This is a genomic window from Knoellia sp. S7-12 (assembly GCF_040518285.1).
Classification (GTDB): Bacteria; Actinomycetota; Actinomycetes; order Actinomycetales; family Dermatophilaceae; genus Knoellia.
Window position 1 is genome coordinate 141,772 of record NZ_CP155449.1, and the last position, 17,604, is coordinate 159,375.

Sequence of the window (17,604 nt, forward strand, 5' to 3'; positions counted from 1 at the left end):
TTGCCCTCCTCACTGGCCGAACGGGCAATGAGTCGGTTTGAGGGGTCGGGTTAGAGTTCACGGCATGACTGCACAGACCTTCTCCGACTTCTCCGCGACCACCCTCGAGGGGCAGCCCCAGGACCTGAGTGCCTATGCCGGCCAGGTCGTCCTCGTCGTGAACACCGCCTCCGAGTGCGGCTTCACCCCGCAGTTCGAAGGACTTGAGAAGCTCTGGCAGGCGCACAAGGACGAGGGCCTCGTCGTCCTCGGCTTCCCGTGCAACCAGTTCGGCGGTCAGGAGCCCGGTGAGGCTGAGGAGATCGGCGCCTTCTGCCAGCGCAACTACGGCGTGACCTTCCCGATGTTCGACAAGGTCGAGGTCAACGGCGACGACGCGCACCCGATCTTCCAGTGGCTGCGCAAGGAGAAGGGTGGTCTTCTCGGCAGCAAGATCAAGTGGAACTTCACCAAGTTCCTCGTCGGTCGCGACGGCCAGGTCATCGACCGCTACGCCCCCACCGCCAAGCCCGAGTCCCTCACCGGCGACATCGAGAAGGCCCTCGCCGCGAGCTGACACCTCGCCTCGTGTGTATGAGACCACGTCCTGGCGTGGCCTCAGGCACACAAGGCACGGAGTTCTAGGCTGGGCGGCATGAACCCCGCAGACCTGGTTGACCTGCACTGCCACGGCGCCCTGGGCCACGAGTTCGGGCGCGATGGCTCCGGGTCGGCTGCTGCGGCCGCGCACCACCGGACCGCCGGCATCGGCACTCTCGTCGCCTCGCTCGTCTCGGGGACTCCCGACACCCTCGTCGCCCAGGTCGCGACGTTGGCACCGCTCGTGGCGTCGGGTGAACTGGCCGGGATCCACCTCGAGGGTCCCTTCCTCTCGCAGGAGCGCCGGGGGGCCCACGACCCCTCGGTCCTCACCGATCCGGACCTGGCCCTCGTCGAGACCCTAGCCGCGACGTGTGCCGAGGCGGGCGTCCCGGATGCGTTGGTGCAGTGGACGTTTGCGCCTGAACGCTCCGGCTCCGGTGAGCTGATCTCGGCGCTGGCGCGACACGGCATACTCCCCGCTGTTGGCCACACGGACGCTTCCGCGTCCGTGGTGACGTCGTCGCTGGCATCGATCGCCGACGCCTGTGGTCGCCCACCGCTCGTCACACACCTCTTCAACGGTATGCCGGCCTTCCACCATCGCGCGGGCGGTCCCGTTGCCGCGGCCCTCGCTGCTGCGGGACGGGGCGACTGCGTCGTCGAGCTCATCGCCGACGGCGTGCACCTGGCCCCCGACGTGGTGCGCATGGTCTTCGAAACCGTTGGGCCACAGCAGATCGCGCTCGTCTCCGATGCGATGGCGGCCACGGGGCTGGGTGATGGCTCCTACGCCATCGGCACCCTCGAGGTCGAGGTTGCCGCTGGCGTCGCGCGGCTCGCCGACGGCGGCTCGGGCCGGGGGTCGATCGCCGGCTCGACGTCGACGCTCGCCGACTGCGTGCGCTGGGCCGTCGACGTCGTGGGCCTGCCCGAAGCCGACGTCCTCACGGCCGCGTCAACGACACCGGCCTCGGTCCTTGCTCGCTGAGGAGCAGGGGCCGAGGCCGGTGTGACGCAGTTGGGCGCTACTTGAGGGTGCCTTGCGAGAGCGATCCCTGCAGTTGACGCTGCGAGACGATGTAGACCACCAGGACCGGGACGATGGTGATGACCACGGCCGCGAAGAGCTGGCCGAAGTCCACGGCATACCCAGCCTGTGAAGCGAAGCGGGCCATCCCCTGCGAGAGGACGTAGTTCTCCTCATTGGTGTTGAGGGCCACCGGCAGGAGGAACTGGTTCCACAGGCCGAGGAAGTTGAAGATCGAGATGGCGACGATCCCCGGGCGAGCCATGGGCAGCATCACCTGGAAGAAGGTGCGCCACTCACCGGCCCCGTCGAGTTCGGCGGCCTCGGCGATCTCCTGTGGCAGCGCACGGAAGAACGGAAAGAGGAAGAACACCGTGAAGGGGAAGGCGAACGCGACGTAGGTCGCGATGAGGCCCGGCAGGGTGTTGAGGAGTCCGGTGTTCTTCAGGACGAAGAACAGCGGCACGATCGCGAGGAAGACGGGGAAGGTCAGACCCGCGAGGATGAGGTAGTAGACGATGCCGCTGCCGGGGAAGGGGTAGCGAGCCAGCGAGTAGGCCGCCGCCGATCCCAGGACCATGACGATGACGAGCGCGGACGTCACGACGATGACGGAGTTGAGCATGTAGTCGCCGATGTTCGAGTCGGTCCACGCACGCACGTAGTTGTCGAAGGACCACTCCTTGGGCAGCGACAGCGGCGACTGGAAGATCTCACTGGTCGTCTTCCAGGACGACAGGAAGACCCAGACGAGCGGAAGCACGACGATGACGGTCCAGAGCGACAGGACGAGGTGCGACGCCACGGAGACCGTGCGTTCTCCCTTGGACACGGCGACGTTGTCGCTCGGGTCCTTGGTCTTGCCGTTGCTGTTGCTGGGGATGTCCGTGGTGTGGTCGGTGGAGTTCTCGGTGGTGCTCATCAGCGGTCCTTCCCACCGGTGAGGCGGTTGACGAGGAAGACGGTGGCGGCGAACAGCAGTGTCAAGACCGCCAGCACGACGCCCATGGCGCTCGCCAGGCCGAACTGACCCTTCTTGAAGGCGGTGTTGAACAGGTCCTGGGTGATCGTCAGGGTGGAGTTCTGTGGGCCGCCACTCGCGTTGAGGGCTGCCATGTAGACGAAGGCGTCGAGCGCGAGGATGCCGAGGTAGATGTAGGCGGTCTGGATGGTCTCGCGCACCATCGGCAGCGTGACCATCATCGTCATCCGCACCCGCCCGGCCCCATCGACGCGGGCGGCGTCATAGAGCTCAGCAGGAATGCCCTTGATGGCCGCGATGAACAGCACCATGTAGAAGCCGACGAAGCCCCAGATGATGACGAACATCGTCACCGGCATGGCCGTCGAGACCTCGCCGAGCCAGGCGAAGGACTCGAACCTGTCCAACCCGAGCGAGGTGAGAACGCCATTGACCAGCCCCGCCGACGGGTCGAACATCTGCGCCCACACGAGGCCGATGACGATCGCGGGGATCGTGTAGGGGAAGAACGACACGATCCGGTAGAGGGACGAGCGGCTGAGACCGCGGACGGCACCGGTGCCGGCACCGCCGACGGTGACCATGGTGGCCAGGGCGAGGGCAAGCACGATCGTCGTGAAGGGGACGACCAGGGCGAGGAACAGGTTGTTGCGGACGGCCTTGAGGAAGATGTCGTCCTTGAGCAAAGCCTGATAGTTCGCGAACCCGATGAAGTCGAAGGTGTCGCTGAACCCGCTCCAGTTCGTCAGCGAGTAGATGAACGCCTGGGCGAACGGCCACAGCACGAACATCGTGTAGAAGGCAAAGGGGATGCCGAGGGTGACGAGGAGGAAGCCCTTGCGCGCCAACGGCATACGCCGGCGTCGTGGCTTCTTCGTCACGGTCGCCGTGGTGGGGGGGATCACTGCGGTCATGGGTGCTGTCCTTGTTTCCAGGGGCTCAGAGCAAGGGGATCGGGGCAAGGCTGTGCCCGGCCTGGCGCTGACGCGCCGGGCCGGGCACAGGAGTCACTACTTGACCTCGACCTTCTTGACCTGGGCGTCGTTGGCGACCTTGTCGGTGATGCTCTGCATCTGCTTGGTGAGAGCGGCTGCATCGATCTGGCCCGACAGGAAGGCGTTCCACGGAACCAGCTGGTCCTGGTTCATGCCGTAGATGTCGGTGAAGTTCCACGTGAAGACGTCATCGCCGGCGTCGGCGAGCATCTTGCCCTGCGACTGCAGGGCGGTGGAGCCGAAGCCATCGGCGGGGACGGTGTCCTTGACGATGGTCGACGACAGCTTCGTCTTGGCGAAGTTCGTCGCAGCCTCCTTGGAGAGCATCGTCCGGAGAAGCTCCTTGCCGCCAGCCGCGTTCTTGGCCTTGCTCGGCACGATGAACGGCTCACCGGCGGCCGAGTGGAGCGCGGTGTAGGGCAGCTTCGAGCCCGACGTCAGCGTCATCTCTGGGGCGCCGGTCATCTTGAAGCCCGCCTTGGTCTGCTTCATCATCTCGTTCTCGATCCACGAGCCCGAGGGGTAGAGCAGGGCGGCCTCGCCCTGGCTCCACTGCGCCTGGGCTGCGGTGAACTGGGTGCCACCACCGCCGGGCTTGATGTAGCCGTTCTTGACGATGGTCTCGAGTGCCTTGAAGACACCTTGGACCTGCGGCAGCGACCAGCAGTCGGGCTTGAGGTTCTCGAGGGAGAGGCGGACGTCGTCGCCGCCCTCCTTGATCGCGGAGGCGATCGAGAGCGTCAGGTAGTACGTCGCGGCCTCCTTGCCCCAGACGAAGAGGAACTTGCCCTTGGCCTTGGCAGCGGCGCCCAGGGCGATGGCCTCGTCCCAGGTCTTGGGTGGGGTCCAGCCGTTGGCCTCGAACAGGGCGGCGGAGTACCAGACGGCATAGACGGTCTGGACGTAGTTGATGGCGACGAGCTTGCCGTTGATCGTGCCCGGGGCCTCGACGCCCGGGTAGAGCGTGTCCTTGATGGTCGTGCCCTCGAGGTTCTTGGCCTCGAACACGTCCTTCAGGTCTACGAGCTGGTCGGCGATGGTGTTGATGCCGATCGCGTTCGCACCCGAGTTGTCGATGAGGTCCGGCGGGTTGCCCCCGACGAATCGCGGCTGCAGCTCCTGGGCGATCTGGGTCGACGGCTTGACCGTGAAGGTGCTGCCGACCTGGTTCTTCTGCGCCAGCGTGGCCGCGAAGGTCACGTAGTCGAAGCCGTAGCCGCCGTTGAAGATGACCGCTTCGACGGTCGACTTCTCGACCATGCCGAAGGGGTTCTTGTCGGACTTGGCGCCGCCAGCGCTCGGGCTCGCGCCCGAGTCGTCATCGCCGCCGCCCGTTGCACAGCCAGCCAGGGAAAGGGCCGGGATGGCAAGTCCACCCACGGTCACGAACTGAAGGAGCGTGCGCCGATCCACCGGCTTACCTCGAGGATTCATGCATTCCTACTTCCGGTCCCGGGCGGACACTGACCACCCGTCATTGGGCAACACAGTGATGGTGTGTCGTAATTGCCATATCGTGCTTGGAGTGATCAAGTGTGTCAAGGATCTGCCTCCAATCAAGCACAATCACTCAAAAAGGGGCCCTTGTGACTAGTTCACACTCCGGTTACGTGCGCCGACAGTCTGTCACCGTGGCGGGCTCAATGGCAGGGCTTGCGAGCTCTTTGCCCGCTTTGAGACCGGTGCGTGACCAGACGACCACTCGCGTGAGTGACGAGGCGCCCGCCGACATGGTGGAACGTGTTTCTCGCGGTGCCCTCGCGTCACCGCTCCCATATGGCGTGATGAGCGACTACGGCCGCGCCGACGACACCCTTGAGCTGCCGGCGATCGAACTGGGCAATGGCCAGCTCCGAGTCATGGTCCTCCCCTCGCTCGGCGGTCGGATCTGGTCGCTCCTCTCCGAGGCTGATGCAGGGGGTTCCGAGCCACGCAGTCGTGAGTTGGTGCACCGGAACTCAAGGCTGCGCTGGGCGAACTTCGGACTCACCGACGCGTGGTTCGCTGGCGGCATCGAGTGGAACCTCGGCTCGACCGGCCACGGCACCACCTCCAACCGGCCGATGCATGCCGCCATCCTCGACACGTCCCTCGGGCCGGTGGTGCGCCTGTGGGAGTGGGAGCGGACGCGCGACCTCGTCCTCCAGGTCGACCTCTGGCTCAGCGGTGCGCGGCTGATGGCCTCCACCCGCGTGCTCAATCCGGACCCCGAGCCCAAGCCCCTCTACTACTGGACCAACATCGCGGTTCCCGAGACGCCGGGGACACGGGTCCTCGTGCCCGCCGAGTCGGCGTGGCGCACCGACTACACCGGCGTGCTGGACCGGGTGTCGATCCCGTTCCCGGACGGCGCCGTTGACATCAGCCGGACCAGTGCCAGCCGCCATGCCGCTGACTATTTCTATGAGGTGGGGGACCAGGAGGGCGCCTTGGTCACCGCCGTCGAACCCGACGGTCGCGGCATCGGTCAGACGTCCACCCGGGAGCTACGCGGCCGCAAGATGTTTCTCTGGGGGCACGGCAACGGGGGCCAGCGCTGGCAGGACTGGCTCGGCGTTCCCGGCAGCCGATACCTCGAGATCCAGGCCGGCGTCTGCACGACCCAGCTCGAGCACGACCTCCTTGACGGTCACGCGAGCAGGACGTGGACCGAGGCCTTCGTTCCACTCGCTCTCGACCCCTCCGTGGTCTCGGGGGACTACACAACGGCGGCGTATGCCGCCCGGCTGGCTGTCCATGACGCTGCACCTCCAGCGTGGCTGGCTGACCAGCACAGTCAGTGGCTGCGCGACGTCGCCGACGTGACTCCGACCCAGCTGATCCACGTCGGATCCGGTTGGGGGCAGGCGGAACTCGCACTCCGAGGGGCGGCCGCACTCCCGGGCACACCCTTCCCGGAGGTCGACGACGAGAGCCTGCCGTTCGTCCGCTTCGCTTCGTCGCCAGCAGACGGGCGAGATGGACCCGAGGTGTTCGACGACATGTCGTCAGAGCGCCCGACCCTGCCGGTGGTCTCGGACCGATGGCTGGCGCGATTCGAGGAGTGTGAAGCGCGAGCGACGGGCTGGTGGGTGCCGTATACGTTGGCGACCGCACGTCACCTGAGAGGTGACCTCGAAGGTGCGCGCACGGCATACGCGCGAAGTGTTGAACGTCAACCCACCGCGGTGGCGTTGCGTGGGTTGGCGCTGATCTCAGGCGACTCCGGCGAACGTGCCGAGCTGTATGCGCGAGCGCTGGCGCTCACTCCGGAGGATCGCCGCCTGGCTGTCGAGTGGCTTGTCGTGCTGCGTGATGGCGGTCAGCCGCAGGACGTGGTGACTGCGGTCGCCGCCCTGCCCGAGGCCGTGCGGACCCACGGCCGCGTCCAGCTCCATCTGGCGCAGGCTCTGGCCATGCTGGGTGACGATGGCGCGGCCTTGGACATCCTCGAGGACCTTGAGGTGCCCGACCTCGCCGAGGGCGACCAGGCGCTGTCCGACCTGTTCTCCCGACTGCGTCCCGGTGAGCCGATTCCTGCGCGACTGGACTTCCGCATGACGCCGGAGGAGGGGCCCGAGTAGGCCGTTCAGGCGGGGGTGAGGATGCGGAGCGAAGACTCGATGGCCACATCGTTCCAGCGGTCCGCAGAGCCGAGCATGTAGTGGCCGAGCAGGCCCATGTCCACCAGCTCCGCGTGAGCAGCGACCGGCCGGGCGCGCTCGACGAAGTGTCGGGTCTGGGCGATCGATGTGATCCGGTCCCGGCGACCGTGGGCGGCGATGAGGGTTTTGCCGACGAGCGTTCGCACCGGGTCGGTGCTGGACCACCACGGGGCCAGGCCGACCACTCCCGCAACGGACGCGTCGTCGGCGACCTGGACGGCGACGCGGGCACCCATCGAGTGGCCGAGCAGGATCACGGGGACGTCGCCGTGGGTGTCGCGCACCTGGTCGAGCGCCCACTGGGCGTCGGCCGCGCGTTCGCGCCCGCCGTTCCAGCCGCGCTCGCGGTATCGCAGCAGCCACACGCTCGCACCACCCTCGTGGGCGCGGTCGGCGATGGAGCGCGCCATCCATGCAGAGCGCTGCCACGACGCACTTCGGCCGTCGACCTCGGCGTGCGAGTTCGGCTTGCCGCCATGAAGCATGAGGATGACCGCGTTCGGGCGTGCGGGCGCGTCGAAACGGGTCAGTGAGGGTGTTGCGGTGGGCACGTCTCTTCTTCGGAGTCGCAGCGGGCAACGGATGGGTCGGCGGCCATCAATCGGTTGCTTCGATCCGCTGTGCGTGTCGACGCGCTCGGCGGCGCCGCGAACTTCGAACGCCCCACAGCTCGCGCGCGACCCCTATGGCGGAAGCGATGGCCGCACACGCGGCTCCGCTGACCGCAGCCACACCCAACCAGTCTGACGCGGATTCGAAGGGGTAGAGCGTGATGTCGTCTTCAGCGATCCCGATCCGGCGAACAGGCACGAGGTCGCCCACGCTCTCGGCGGCTCCAGGGCATTCGACGACGGAGAACTCGGCGGGCAGCCCGGCACGAGTCCCGTCTGACCGAAACACCGTGCGAACGCCGGGCTGAGGCGGCGTGACATGCGATCACCATCGGCCATGGATCACATGGCGGCGGGCGCGGCTGCGAACATGTCCCTTGCGAAGTTCGGCCTCGGGCTCCAGAAGTCCTGCTGACACGTCCTACGAGAAGAGATCACGATGACCGAGCTCGTCCACCTGTCGATTGACGATGCCGTCGCGACGATCACCCTCGACAGTCCGCAGAACCGCAATGCCCTGAGCCGGCAGCTCGTCGCCGAGCTCACGGCCCACCTCGAGACGGCGGACGTCGACCCGGAGGTGCGGGTCATCCGGCTCCGATCGGCCCATCGGGTCTTTTGCGCGGGCGCCGACCTGTCCGAGGCGTCGAAGGGCCAGAGCGGGGCCACCGCTGCCCTCGTCGCCATGCTGCGCCGCATCGTCACGGCCGACACCCCGGTCGTCGTCGAGCTCGCCGGTCCGGTTGTTGCCGGTGGACTCGGCATCGTGGGCGCGGCCGACATCGTCATCGCGGCGGACGACGTCACCGTGCAGCTGACGGAGGTCCGACTGGGGCTCGCCCCGGCCGTCATCTCGTTGACCCTCTTGCCTCGCCTGACCTCGCGGGCGGCGTCCGAGCTCTTCCTGTCAGGTCGACGCATCACGGCTGCTGAGGCTGCCGCGGCTGGCTTCATCACCCGTGTGGTCGCACCCGAGGGTGTGTCGGCGGAGGTCGACACCGTGGTCGCCGACCTCGCGCGCGGCACCACGCAGGGACTGCGCGAGACCAAGCGGCTCCTCAACAAGGACCTGCTCGCCCACATCGACGCCCAGGGCGACGAGATGGCCGAACTCTCCGAGCGCCTCTTCAACAGCGACGAGGCCAAGGCCGCGATGAAGGCCTTCCTCAAGCGCTGACCCAAGCCCGAACGACTGGACATGGCTGCGGGTTCAGGCGCTTCTGCCTTCGCCGACATGGGCCGCGCCGCAAGTCGACAACCAACCGGCCTAGGGTGCACTCGTGAGCAGCGGTGAGGGGTCAAGCGCGTGAAGCAAGTTCACGATGGCGCGACCCTGGCCTCGGTAGTTCCCCCGAACCGACGGTGGATGGCCGCGGCCGGCGCAGGGGCTGGAGTCGGTGTTCTCGGCGGGATGATTGGCCTTGGTGGGGCCGAGTTCCGCCTGCCCTTGTTGATCGGGATGTTCGGCTTCCTGGCCCTACAGGCTGTCATTGTCAACAAGGCACTGAGCCTGATCGTGGTGGCCACCGCCCTGCCGGCCCGGTTGGTGTCGGTTCCACTGGCCGAGCTTGCCCCGCACTGGTCCATCGTGGTGAACCTGTTGGCCGGGAGTCTGGTCGGCGCCTACCTCGGTGCGACCTGGGCCACTCGGATGGCCACCCGCACCCTGTACCGGGTGCTCGCCGTCCTGCTGGTGCTGATCGCCGTGGCCCTGCTGGCAACACACCTCGGACACGTCCAACCCGCCGACCTCGACGGACCAGCTCAAGCCATCGCCGGAGTCCTTGCCGGCGCCGGGATCGGGATCGTCGCCGCGCTCATGGGCGTGGCGGGCGGCGAGCTGCTCATCCCCGCCATCGTGTTGCTCTACGGCATGAACATAAAGATTGCCGGCAGCCTCTCCTTGGCTGTGTCCTTGCCGACGATGCTGGTCGCGTTCGCCCGCTACAGCAGGGACAAGTCGTTCACCGTCCTGGCAGCGAACAAGACCTTCGTACTCGCCATGGCGGCCGGGTCCATCATTGGCACCGTAGCCGGCGGAGCGCTCCTCGGCGTGGTGCCCGCCGCGGTACTCGTCCCACTCCTGGCGTTGCTTCTCCTACTCTCCGCGCGCAAGGTCTGGCAACACGGGTAACGCCTGACAAACACGTCCGCTATTGCCGCTGACGTGCCGGTGGCGAACAAATCACGCTTCGCCTAGCCGCCAGGGTGCAAGTCTGGGCACATGACGAACGCCGACGCCGCCTCACGCCTGCTACCTCGCTGGAGCAGCCGACTGCTCCTGGCAGCCGTCCCAGTCTGGGTCGCCTCGTCAGTCTTCGTTTGGTGGGTGCTCGGCGTGAGGTTGGACGCCGCCGACAGCATACGTGCTGAGCCAGCGTGGGTGACTCTCTGGGACGGTCCCGCGTTAGTCCTGGCTGTCTGCGCCTTCTTGACTATCTGCACGTGCCTGGTCCTTATGGTCCGCGCCGCTCGTCGAGCCTGAGGCAGCCGCAGAACGGGGATCATCCGTTCATGCCGCAGAGCGTGCACCAGGATGGTTCGATGGCGGCAGGGGATCGATGAGGCGTCCCAGACACGGGCACACCCGACGACCCGACGCCCGACGGAAGGAGCCTCGTGGCTAGCACCGCGTCGGACGTCGACCGATACATGAACGATCTCCGGCACCCGTTGAAAGCAGGAGTGGTGCAGTTGCGCACTGCCATCCTGGCCTCCAACGCAGCCATCACCGAACACGTGAAGTGGAATGCGCCCAGTTTCTGCTACGGCGGAACGGACCGCGTGACGTTCCGCCTGCACCCTGAGGCGCGTCTGCAGCTGATCTTCCATCGCGGGGCCACCACACGAGATGACACTGCAGGCTTCGTCTTTGACGACCCGTCGGGACTCATGAAGTGGCTGGCTCCGGACCGAGCCGTCGTCGACCTCCCGAGCCTTGACGCAGTGGCCGACCACCAGCAACAGGTGGTCCTACTCGTCAACCGGTGGGTAGTCGCCTGACCCTCCCTTGAGCGCCCCGGAGACCGCTTGTCAACGCGCGCCCATGCCACGGATGTCGCGCTAGTCGCCGAGCCAGACCATCACGGAGTCGTGGGTGCCTCGGCAGGTCTCAGCCATGACTCGGAGGCGGAGGAGGCCGCGGAGTTCGGGCCCTGGCTTCGCCTCGGGGATCGCCTGCTCGATGTCAGCCAGCAGAGCAGTCCTGACATCGACGGCCATCTCCGTATCGGCGTACGGGTCGATCCGGCTCAAGGTGGGGAGATCCCAGCTGTCGTCACGCCCGAACGAAGACTCATCGATGAACCGGTCGAAGTCGCCTGCCGCGTCGAACGTGCCACCCGAGGGGTCCGGCATTCGCCTGATTGGCCGGCCGTCACCGTCTCGCAGCTCTATGTAGATGTCGCGCCCCGCGTCCCTCAGTCTTGGTCGGAGAAGGCCTCGACCCTTCGCCGCTCGCCCGAGACGATGATGAGGTCGCCCTCGCTGACGACGGACGTCGGGGTGGCGTAGGAGAAGTCCTTGCCGACGGTCTTGATACCGACGATGGTGACGCCGTACTTCTGGCGGATGCCCGTCTCGGCGAGGGTTCGGCCGAGGATGCTGCGGGGGGGTGCGGTCTTGACGATGGCGTACCCGTCGTCGAACTCGATGTAGTCCTGCATCCGGCCGCGGACGAGGTGTGCGACGCGCTTGCCCATGGCGTGCTCGGGGCGAACGACATGCGAGACGCCAACCTGCGAGAGGATTTCTCCCTGCGAGGTCGTGACTGCTTTGGCCCAGATGTCCGTCACGCCGAGTTTGCGCAGCACGAAGGCAGTGAGGACGCTGGCCTCGAGGTTGCTGCCGATGCCGATGACGGCCTTGGTGAAGTCGCCGACGCCGAGCTGTTCCATTGCCTGCAGGTCTGTCGAGTCGGCCTGGACGACGTGCGTCCAGCGGCCTGCGAGGTCTTGGACGAGCTTGGGGTCCTGGTCGATGGCGAGCACCTGTACGTCGTCGCGTTCCAGCTCGTCGGCGAGGGATTTCCCGAAGCGTCCGAGCCCAATGACGACGACGCCTCCGGACTGTGCAATTTTCTTAGCCAATGAGGGGGGCTCCTTCGGGGTAGCGGTAGCGGCGGTTCCGCTCCCGCAGAGCAAGTGCTGACACCAAGGTGATGGGTCCGAGTCGTCCGAGGAACATCAGTGCCACCAGGACGAATTGTCCCGGGTCGCCAATCTTGGGCGTGATGCCGGTGGACAGTCCTACTGTGGCGAATGCAGAGGTCGTCTCGAACAGCACGTCGCGGAACGGCAGGTCGGTGAGTTCTGTGAGGACCATCGTGCCACCGATGACGGCGGCAACGCCGAGCAGGGCAACGGTGACGGCCTGACGGATGACCCGGTGTTCGATGCGTCGGTCGAAGGCGATGACGTCGTCGTCGCCACGCACCTCAGCGACGATGACGAAGAACAGCACGATGAACGTGGTGACCTTCAGGCCGCCGGCGGTACCGGCAGAGCCGCCGCCGATAAACATCAGCATGATCGTTCCGAGCAGCGTCTCGTCGGTGGCAGCCCCGTAGTCCCAGGCATTGAAGCCGGCGGTGCGTGGCTGGACGGCGTGGAACCAGCCGCCAAGGAGTTTGCCGAGTGGGTCGAAGGGCCCGAGGGTGCCGGGGTTGCCCCACTCGGCCAGGGTGATGAACGCCGTGCCGCCGACGAGAAGGACCACGGTCATGAGGAGGGTGAGTCGGGTGTGGAGACTCCAGGAGCGGGGCTGGCGGTTGCGGAGCAGTTCCATGAGTACGGGGAACCCGAGACCACCGATGATGATGGCCACGGAGATCGGCATCAGCACGAATCCGTCGCCGAGGAAGCCCATGAGGTTGTCGCTGAACAGGGCGAACCCGGCGTTGTTGAACGCCGACACGGCATGGAAGAGGCCGTGCCAGGCCGCGGTTCCCCACGAGTCGTCGTACTCGGCCCGGAACCGCAAGGTGAGGACCACGGCTATGGCACTCTCGATCACCACGGTGATGAGGAACACCCCACGCAGGACCCGGCGCACGTCTCCAAGACCGAGACTCTTTGTCTCGGCCGCCGCAGTCAAGCGGGTGCGGAGTCCCATCCGACGCGAGAGAAGCAGCGCGATGAGCGACGCGAGAGTCATGATCCCGAACCCACCAACCTGTATCAACGCCAAGATGACCACCTGACCCGGCACCGTCCAGTAGGTGGCAGTGTCGACCACCGTGAGGCCTGTGACGCACACAGCGCTGGTCGCCGTGAACAATGCCGTGACGAACGGTGCCCCGCCCTCATCGGCACGTGACGTCGGCAGCATCAACAACACTGTGCCGATTGCACCGGCCGCCGCGAACGCGAACGTCACCACCTGCGCAGGGTGCCGAAAGAACGGCTTGCGGCGGGAGCCAGGGCTGACTCGGCGAAGGAACACCGGCCAAGGATGTCAGGTCCCGTCGCTTGAAGCAGATGTTCGACAGTCCCGGCTTGAAGGATGGGTGTCGCACAAGGAACTGACGGTTCAGGGGCGGAGGAGAGCGCGGAGGGACTGGATCGTGTCGGCCTCGGCGGCTGGCTTGGCGTGGAGATCCGAATCCTGGCCGGGTGCGCCGTCGACGCGGTAGCGCTTGACCCGGGCGAAGCGCAGCGCGACGCCGCCCGGATAGCGCGACGACCGCTGCACCCCGTCGATGGCGATCTCGACGACGATCTCGGGCCGCATCATCAGCGCCCATCCGTCGTCATCGACGGCGTAGTCGGGGAACGTCTCGGTTTGCCAGCGCAGCAGCTCGTCGGTGAGTCCTTTGAACGTCTTGCCCACCATGACGAAGCCCCCTGCCGGCCCGAACTCGCCCTCGGGGTCACGCGCTCCGAGGTGGAGGTTGGACAGCCACCCCTTGCGACGGCCGGACCCGCGCTCGACGCCGAGCACGACGAGGTCATAAGTGTGCACCGGCTTGACCTTGACCCAGTGCTTGCCGCGCCGCCCCGCCGCATAGGTCGTGTCGATGCCCTTGACCATGACGCCTTCATGGCCGGCGGCCAGCGCATCTGCCGCGATCCGTTCTGCGACAACGGGATCCGTGGTCACCTCACCAGCGATCCGGTATGCCGGCGCCACGCGTTCCAGCACGGCCAACCGTTCCGTGAGTGGTCGGTCGATGAGATCGTCGCCGTCGACATGGAGCACGTCGAAGAAGCGCGGCGCGAGCACCTGCTCACGCATCACGTCGGCCCGCTTCTCATCAGAGCCGAAGCGGCTCATCGTGTCCTGGAACGGTCGTGGTGAACCGTCGTCATCGAGCATGAGCGTCTCGCCGTCGAGGATGATCGACTCGATCGGCAGAGCGAGGGCGACCTCGACGATCTCGGGCACCCGCGCGGTGATGTCGGCGAGCGACCGGGTGTAGACACGAACGTCAGAACCGTTGCGGTGCACCTGGATGCGCGCACCGTCGAGCTTGTGCTCGACCGACGCCTCGCCGGTCACCGCCAGCGCCGCGGCAACATCAGCCGCCGTCGACGCCAGCATAGGCTGGACCGGCGTGAGCACCGCGAGCCCCACATCGGCCAGCGCCCCGGGAGACTCCAGCGCCAGACGCACTGTCCCAGCCAACGACCCGCTGAGCATCACGGCACGACGCACGTCCGCCAGCGGCAGCCCCACGGCACGGGCCAACCCGTCGGTGAGCACTCCCTCCAGGGCACCCGTGCGCATCTCGCCCGTGAAGGCACGCACAAGGTAGTCCTGCTCGACGGCGGTGGCCCGCTCGAACAGCGAAACCAGCGCCTCACTGCGCGCGTTCACGGACCCGACACCCGCCAGCCCGGCGGCGCGGTCCAGCACCGCGTCAACGTCCAGCACGGTCAGCGATCCCTCAGCAGCCGGGCTCGCCGTCTCACGCGCCGACAGCACAGTCCGGTAGCCGAGCCCGATCGACCCCTGACGGATCCGCCCCAGGAGCAAACCGACCGCGGTCTCGACTTCTCCCGTGGTCAGGTCGCGCAGCACCCCGGCCAGTACCTCGGTTTTGGTGGTTCGCGAACGCGTCGCGGCGAGAGCGTCGGCCGCGTCGACAAGGCGAGCGAGCGGCATACCGGACGTCACGACGTGACCCCTGCGCGAGGTGCGTGGCACCGGAACTCCATGGCCACGATGTTAGGCGTGGACGGTGACAGCGGCTGGGCGATCGACGAGCTAGCGACGATCGTGGGTTCCAGCGTGGGTCAGCACGCCGAGCGCGAGCAGGAGACCCGCACCCACGAACAGTGCGCCTGCCCCGTCGACCCCGTGCACCTGAGCGAGCCAGCCGCTGGCCAGGGCAAACGGGATGAAGAGGGCCCAGGTGACCGTGCCCACGCCGGAGGCCACGCCCGCGCGGATCGCGGAGGGGACGGACTCGTGGAGCAGTTGGGTCGCCCGCACCGCGAGGACGCCGAGGGCCAGCCCCATCGTCACCTGCGCGGCCATGACGGCTACGAGTTGGGAGACGAGGGCCAGAGGGAGCGGTGCGGCTGCCAAGAGCACGGCAAAGCCGACCACCGCGCTGCGTCGGTGCCACGGGATGCGACCCGCCAGCCAGCGCCGAAGCCGATGGTCGAGACGAGGGCGGCCCAGTAGGGCCCATAGAGCGGCGCGGGTGCATCGACAGCAGTCAGCCACCGTGGCCCGAACTCGAAGACAGCCTGGAGGAGCATGCCGGTGGCCGCGCCCAGGAGGATGGCGTTGCGAACCGTTGCACCTCGCGTCATGGCCCGCATGGTGTGCCGCGTCTGCTCCGCGATGCTCGTGCCGGTGTTGCTGCGGTGGAGTTGAGGCTCACGGAAGCGCAGCAGGAAGACGATGGACAACAACGTGACGGGGACCGTGGCGAAGTAGGTCGCGCGTGGGGACAGCCATCCCGCCACGAGCCCGCCGAGGACGGCGCTCGCGACCAGGGAGGTGCTCTCCTGAGCCCTGATCCGACCCAACCATCGGTCGAACGTCTCGCCGGACCCCGTGGCCTCCAGCAGGGTGTCGTAGAGAACGCTGTCGACAGTCCCGGACGCCATGGCGAAGTAGACGCCAAGGAAGACAGCCGAGACCACATAGGTGCCCACACCCTGACTCAGCCCACCGATCAGGGTGCTGGCGGCAAGGGCAACGCCGGCCAGCGCCATCAACCGGGTGCGGCTCCATCGGTCGGCCGCGACCCCGGAAGGAATCTCGAGGAGTGGCACGGTCGCCGCGTAGACCGCCGCCATGATGCCGATCGTGGCGGCCGTGAAACCAATGCCGGACATGAAGAGCTTCTCGACCGGCACCCAGAGGACGAACGCCTGGAGTGCGACGCCCACCTGCAACGGTCGGAGGCGACGGGCCAGAGCTGCGGTCGAACTCGTCGGGTCGGGGGTCTCGACCGGCAGCGCGGCGGGTGATGTCGACATCACGCTTGCTCCTTGTTAGGGATCGTTACCTTGCAACGTAGGGGAACGTTCCCTAACATGTCAAACATGAGCCCTACAACTTCCCAGCGAGCAACACGTCGGCCGGCGAGTGAGACCCGCGAGGGCATTCTCGGGGTGGCCCAGGAGCTCTTCTACTGGGATGGGATCCGGGCAACGGGCGTGGACCGGCTGGCGGCCGAGGCCGGGGTCGCCCCCACTGCGCTCTATCGCCAGTTCGGCTCCAAGGACGGTCTCATCGCGGCGTACATCCAGGGCGTCGCCGACGCCTACCGCGACTTCATCCTCGAGGAGACGTCGACCCAGCATGGGACCCCGCGCGAACGCATCCTCCGGCTCTTCGACGCCACCCTCGCCGCGGTGCAGCCGGAGCTGTGCCGGGGATGTCCGTTCCTCATTCTCCTCGCTGAGATTCCTGACTCCTCGGTCGAGGCGCACCAGATCGCCGTCGCCACGAAGCAATGGGTTCGCGAGCAGCTCCACAGTCTCGTGCGGGAACTCGTGGGCGTGACCCGGAGCCCACGCCGACAGCGGGACGGTGAGGTCCTCGGCGACCAGCTCGCGCTCGTCCTCGAGGGGATCTACGGGTCGGTCCAGGCGCTCGGCGCGACCGGCCCGGCCAAGCACGCGCGCCTGACGGCCGAGGTGCTGCTGGACGCCTTCGAGGTGGCCCGGCCTTCCGGCCGCGCGCGCCGTTGATCCGCATCAACCGCGTCCCGACTCAATCGGCCCGGAGGGCCTTCCAGTCGAAGGCGAGCATCCCGTAGGCGAACGTGTCGGTCCGCCCGAGGTCGCGGTGCAGGCCTCGACGGGGCGTGCGGACGATCACTCCGCAGCGGGCTGTTCGCCGGCGATGTTGACCATCCAGGCGATGCCGAAGCGGTCGGAGAGCACGCCGAACTCGTCGCCCCAGATCTGCTTCTCGAGCGGCATCTGCACCTGGCCGCCCTCGGAGAGCTTGTCCCAGAAGCCGTGTAGCTCGTCGCTGTCGTCACCGGAGAGGCTGATCGAGATCGAGGAACCCTGAGAGGCGGGCATGCCCGGAGGCGTGTCGGAGGCCATGAGGGTGAGGCCGCCCGGGGCCACGAGCTGGGCGTGCATGACGCCGTCCGCGTTGGCCTCGCCGGGGTCGCCGTACTCACCAAAGGTGGAGATGGTGAGTTCTCCGCCGAGCACGGACGAATAGAACTCCATCGCCTCGCGCGCGTTGTCCTGGAACTGGATGTAGGGATTCAGTGTGGTTGCCATAAAAGTCAACGTAGACCCGCACACCGACAGCCGAAAGGGCCTCGGACACACGTATGCCGGGA

At 67.0% G+C, this 17,604-nt stretch carries 18 protein-coding genes; 7 read left to right on the forward strand and 11 right to left on the reverse strand.

Annotated elements, in window-relative coordinates; genetic code table 11:
• The first annotated feature begins 64 nt into the window (after positions 1-64).
• Positions 65-556 carry a glutathione peroxidase gene (locus V6K52_RS00695; protein WP_353951988.1) on the forward strand — a complete coding sequence of 164 codons (492 nt, stop codon included), beginning with the start codon at positions 65-67 and terminating at the stop codon, positions 554-556.
• Between the two features lie 78 nt (positions 557-634).
• Positions 635-1,570: an N-acetylglucosamine-6-phosphate deacetylase gene (locus tag V6K52_RS00700; protein ID WP_353951989.1), complete on the forward strand. Its 936-nt coding sequence runs from the start codon at positions 635-637 to the stop codon at positions 1,568-1,570.
• A 37-nt stretch (positions 1,571-1,607) separates the two neighbouring features.
• On the opposite strand, the gene V6K52_RS00705 is transcribed toward V6K52_RS00700, so the two are convergent.
• From V6K52_RS00705 to ngcE, 3 genes are all read right to left on the reverse strand, one after another.
• The gene (locus V6K52_RS00705) at positions 1,608-2,531 is read right to left on the reverse strand and encodes a carbohydrate ABC transporter permease (protein ID WP_353951990.1); all 924 of its coding nucleotides are present in this window, start codon (positions 2,529-2,531) and stop codon (positions 1,608-1,610) included.
• Entirely contained in the window at positions 2,531-3,505 is a 975-nt protein-coding gene (locus V6K52_RS00710; RefSeq protein ID WP_353951991.1) for a sugar ABC transporter permease, read from the reverse strand. Before V6K52_RS00710 ends, V6K52_RS00705 begins: the two co-directional genes overlap by 1 nt.
• Positions 3,506-3,601: 96 nt before the next feature.
• On the reverse strand, positions 3,602-5,020 hold the full coding sequence (gene ngcE / locus V6K52_RS00715) for an N-acetylglucosamine/diacetylchitobiose ABC transporter substrate-binding protein (RefSeq protein ID WP_353951992.1): 1,419 nt from the start codon (positions 5,018-5,020) through the stop codon (positions 3,602-3,604).
• A gap of 272 nt (positions 5,021-5,292) precedes the next feature.
• Between ngcE and V6K52_RS00720 the strand changes: the two genes are divergently transcribed.
• Complete coding sequence (locus V6K52_RS00720; protein WP_353951993.1) at positions 5,293-7,149, forward strand: DUF5107 domain-containing protein; 1,857 nt, start codon at positions 5,293-5,295, stop codon at positions 7,147-7,149.
• A gap of 5 nt (positions 7,150-7,154) precedes the next feature.
• On the opposite strand, the gene V6K52_RS00725 is transcribed toward V6K52_RS00720, so the two are convergent.
• On the reverse strand, positions 7,155-7,781 hold the full coding sequence (locus tag V6K52_RS00725) for an alpha/beta fold hydrolase (protein WP_353951994.1): 627 nt from the start codon (positions 7,779-7,781) through the stop codon (positions 7,155-7,157).
• A 499-nt stretch (positions 7,782-8,280) separates the two neighbouring features.
• On the opposite strand from V6K52_RS00725, the gene V6K52_RS00730 reads away from it, so the two are divergent.
• The 3 genes from V6K52_RS00730 to V6K52_RS00740 all read left to right on the forward strand — a co-directional run bounded on the left by V6K52_RS00730 (position 8,281) and on the right by V6K52_RS00740 (position 10,844).
• Positions 8,281-9,018 carry an enoyl-CoA hydratase-related protein gene (locus V6K52_RS00730; RefSeq protein ID WP_353951995.1) on the forward strand — a complete coding sequence of 246 codons (738 nt, stop codon included), beginning with the start codon at positions 8,281-8,283 and terminating at the stop codon, positions 9,016-9,018.
• A 129-nt stretch (positions 9,019-9,147) separates the two neighbouring features.
• Positions 9,148-9,975: a sulfite exporter TauE/SafE family protein gene (locus V6K52_RS00735; protein ID WP_353951996.1), complete on the forward strand. Its 828-nt coding sequence runs from the start codon at positions 9,148-9,150 to the stop codon at positions 9,973-9,975.
• A 560-nt stretch (positions 9,976-10,535) separates the two neighbouring features.
• The gene (locus V6K52_RS00740) at positions 10,536-10,844 is read left to right on the forward strand and encodes a DUF1801 domain-containing protein (RefSeq protein WP_353951997.1); all 309 of its coding nucleotides are present in this window, start codon (positions 10,536-10,538) and stop codon (positions 10,842-10,844) included.
• 60 nt (positions 10,845-10,904) lie between these two features.
• Here the strand turns inward: V6K52_RS00740 and V6K52_RS00745 are convergent, their stop codons facing one another.
• From V6K52_RS00745 to V6K52_RS00770, 6 genes are all read right to left on the reverse strand, one after another.
• Entirely contained in the window at positions 10,905-11,198 is a 294-nt protein-coding gene (locus V6K52_RS00745) for a hypothetical protein (RefSeq protein ID WP_353951998.1), read from the reverse strand.
• Positions 11,199-11,260: 62 nt separating this feature from the next.
• On the reverse strand, positions 11,261-11,929 hold the full coding sequence (locus V6K52_RS00750) for a TrkA family potassium uptake protein (RefSeq protein WP_353951999.1): 669 nt from the start codon (positions 11,927-11,929) through the stop codon (positions 11,261-11,263).
• Entirely contained in the window at positions 11,922-13,283 is a 1,362-nt protein-coding gene (locus tag V6K52_RS00755; RefSeq protein ID WP_353952000.1) for a potassium transporter TrkG, read from the reverse strand. Before V6K52_RS00755 ends, V6K52_RS00750 begins: the two co-directional genes overlap by 8 nt.
• Before the next feature lie 87 nt (positions 13,284-13,370).
• Complete coding sequence (locus V6K52_RS00760) at positions 13,371-14,945, reverse strand: ATP-dependent DNA ligase (RefSeq protein WP_353953834.1); 1,575 nt, start codon at positions 14,943-14,945, stop codon at positions 13,371-13,373.
• Positions 14,946-15,047: 102 nt separating this feature from the next.
• Positions 15,048-15,320, reverse strand: coding sequence for a hypothetical protein (locus V6K52_RS00765; protein ID WP_353952001.1), 273 nt, complete (start codon positions 15,318-15,320; stop codon positions 15,048-15,050).
• A 5-nt stretch (positions 15,321-15,325) separates the two neighbouring features.
• Complete coding sequence (locus V6K52_RS00770) at positions 15,326-16,276, reverse strand: MFS transporter (RefSeq protein ID WP_353952002.1); 951 nt, start codon at positions 16,274-16,276, stop codon at positions 15,326-15,328.
• 66 nt (positions 16,277-16,342) lie between these two features.
• Here V6K52_RS00770 and V6K52_RS00775 point away from each other — a divergent pair, with 66 nt between their 5' ends.
• Complete coding sequence (locus V6K52_RS00775; protein WP_353952003.1) at positions 16,343-16,993, forward strand: TetR/AcrR family transcriptional regulator; 651 nt, start codon at positions 16,343-16,345, stop codon at positions 16,991-16,993.
• A gap of 126 nt (positions 16,994-17,119) precedes the next feature.
• Here the strand turns inward: V6K52_RS00775 and V6K52_RS00780 are convergent, their stop codons facing one another.
• Complete coding sequence (locus V6K52_RS00780) at positions 17,120-17,542, reverse strand: VOC family protein (protein WP_353952004.1); 423 nt, start codon at positions 17,540-17,542, stop codon at positions 17,120-17,122.
• Between the last annotated feature and the right edge of the window lie 62 nt (positions 17,543-17,604).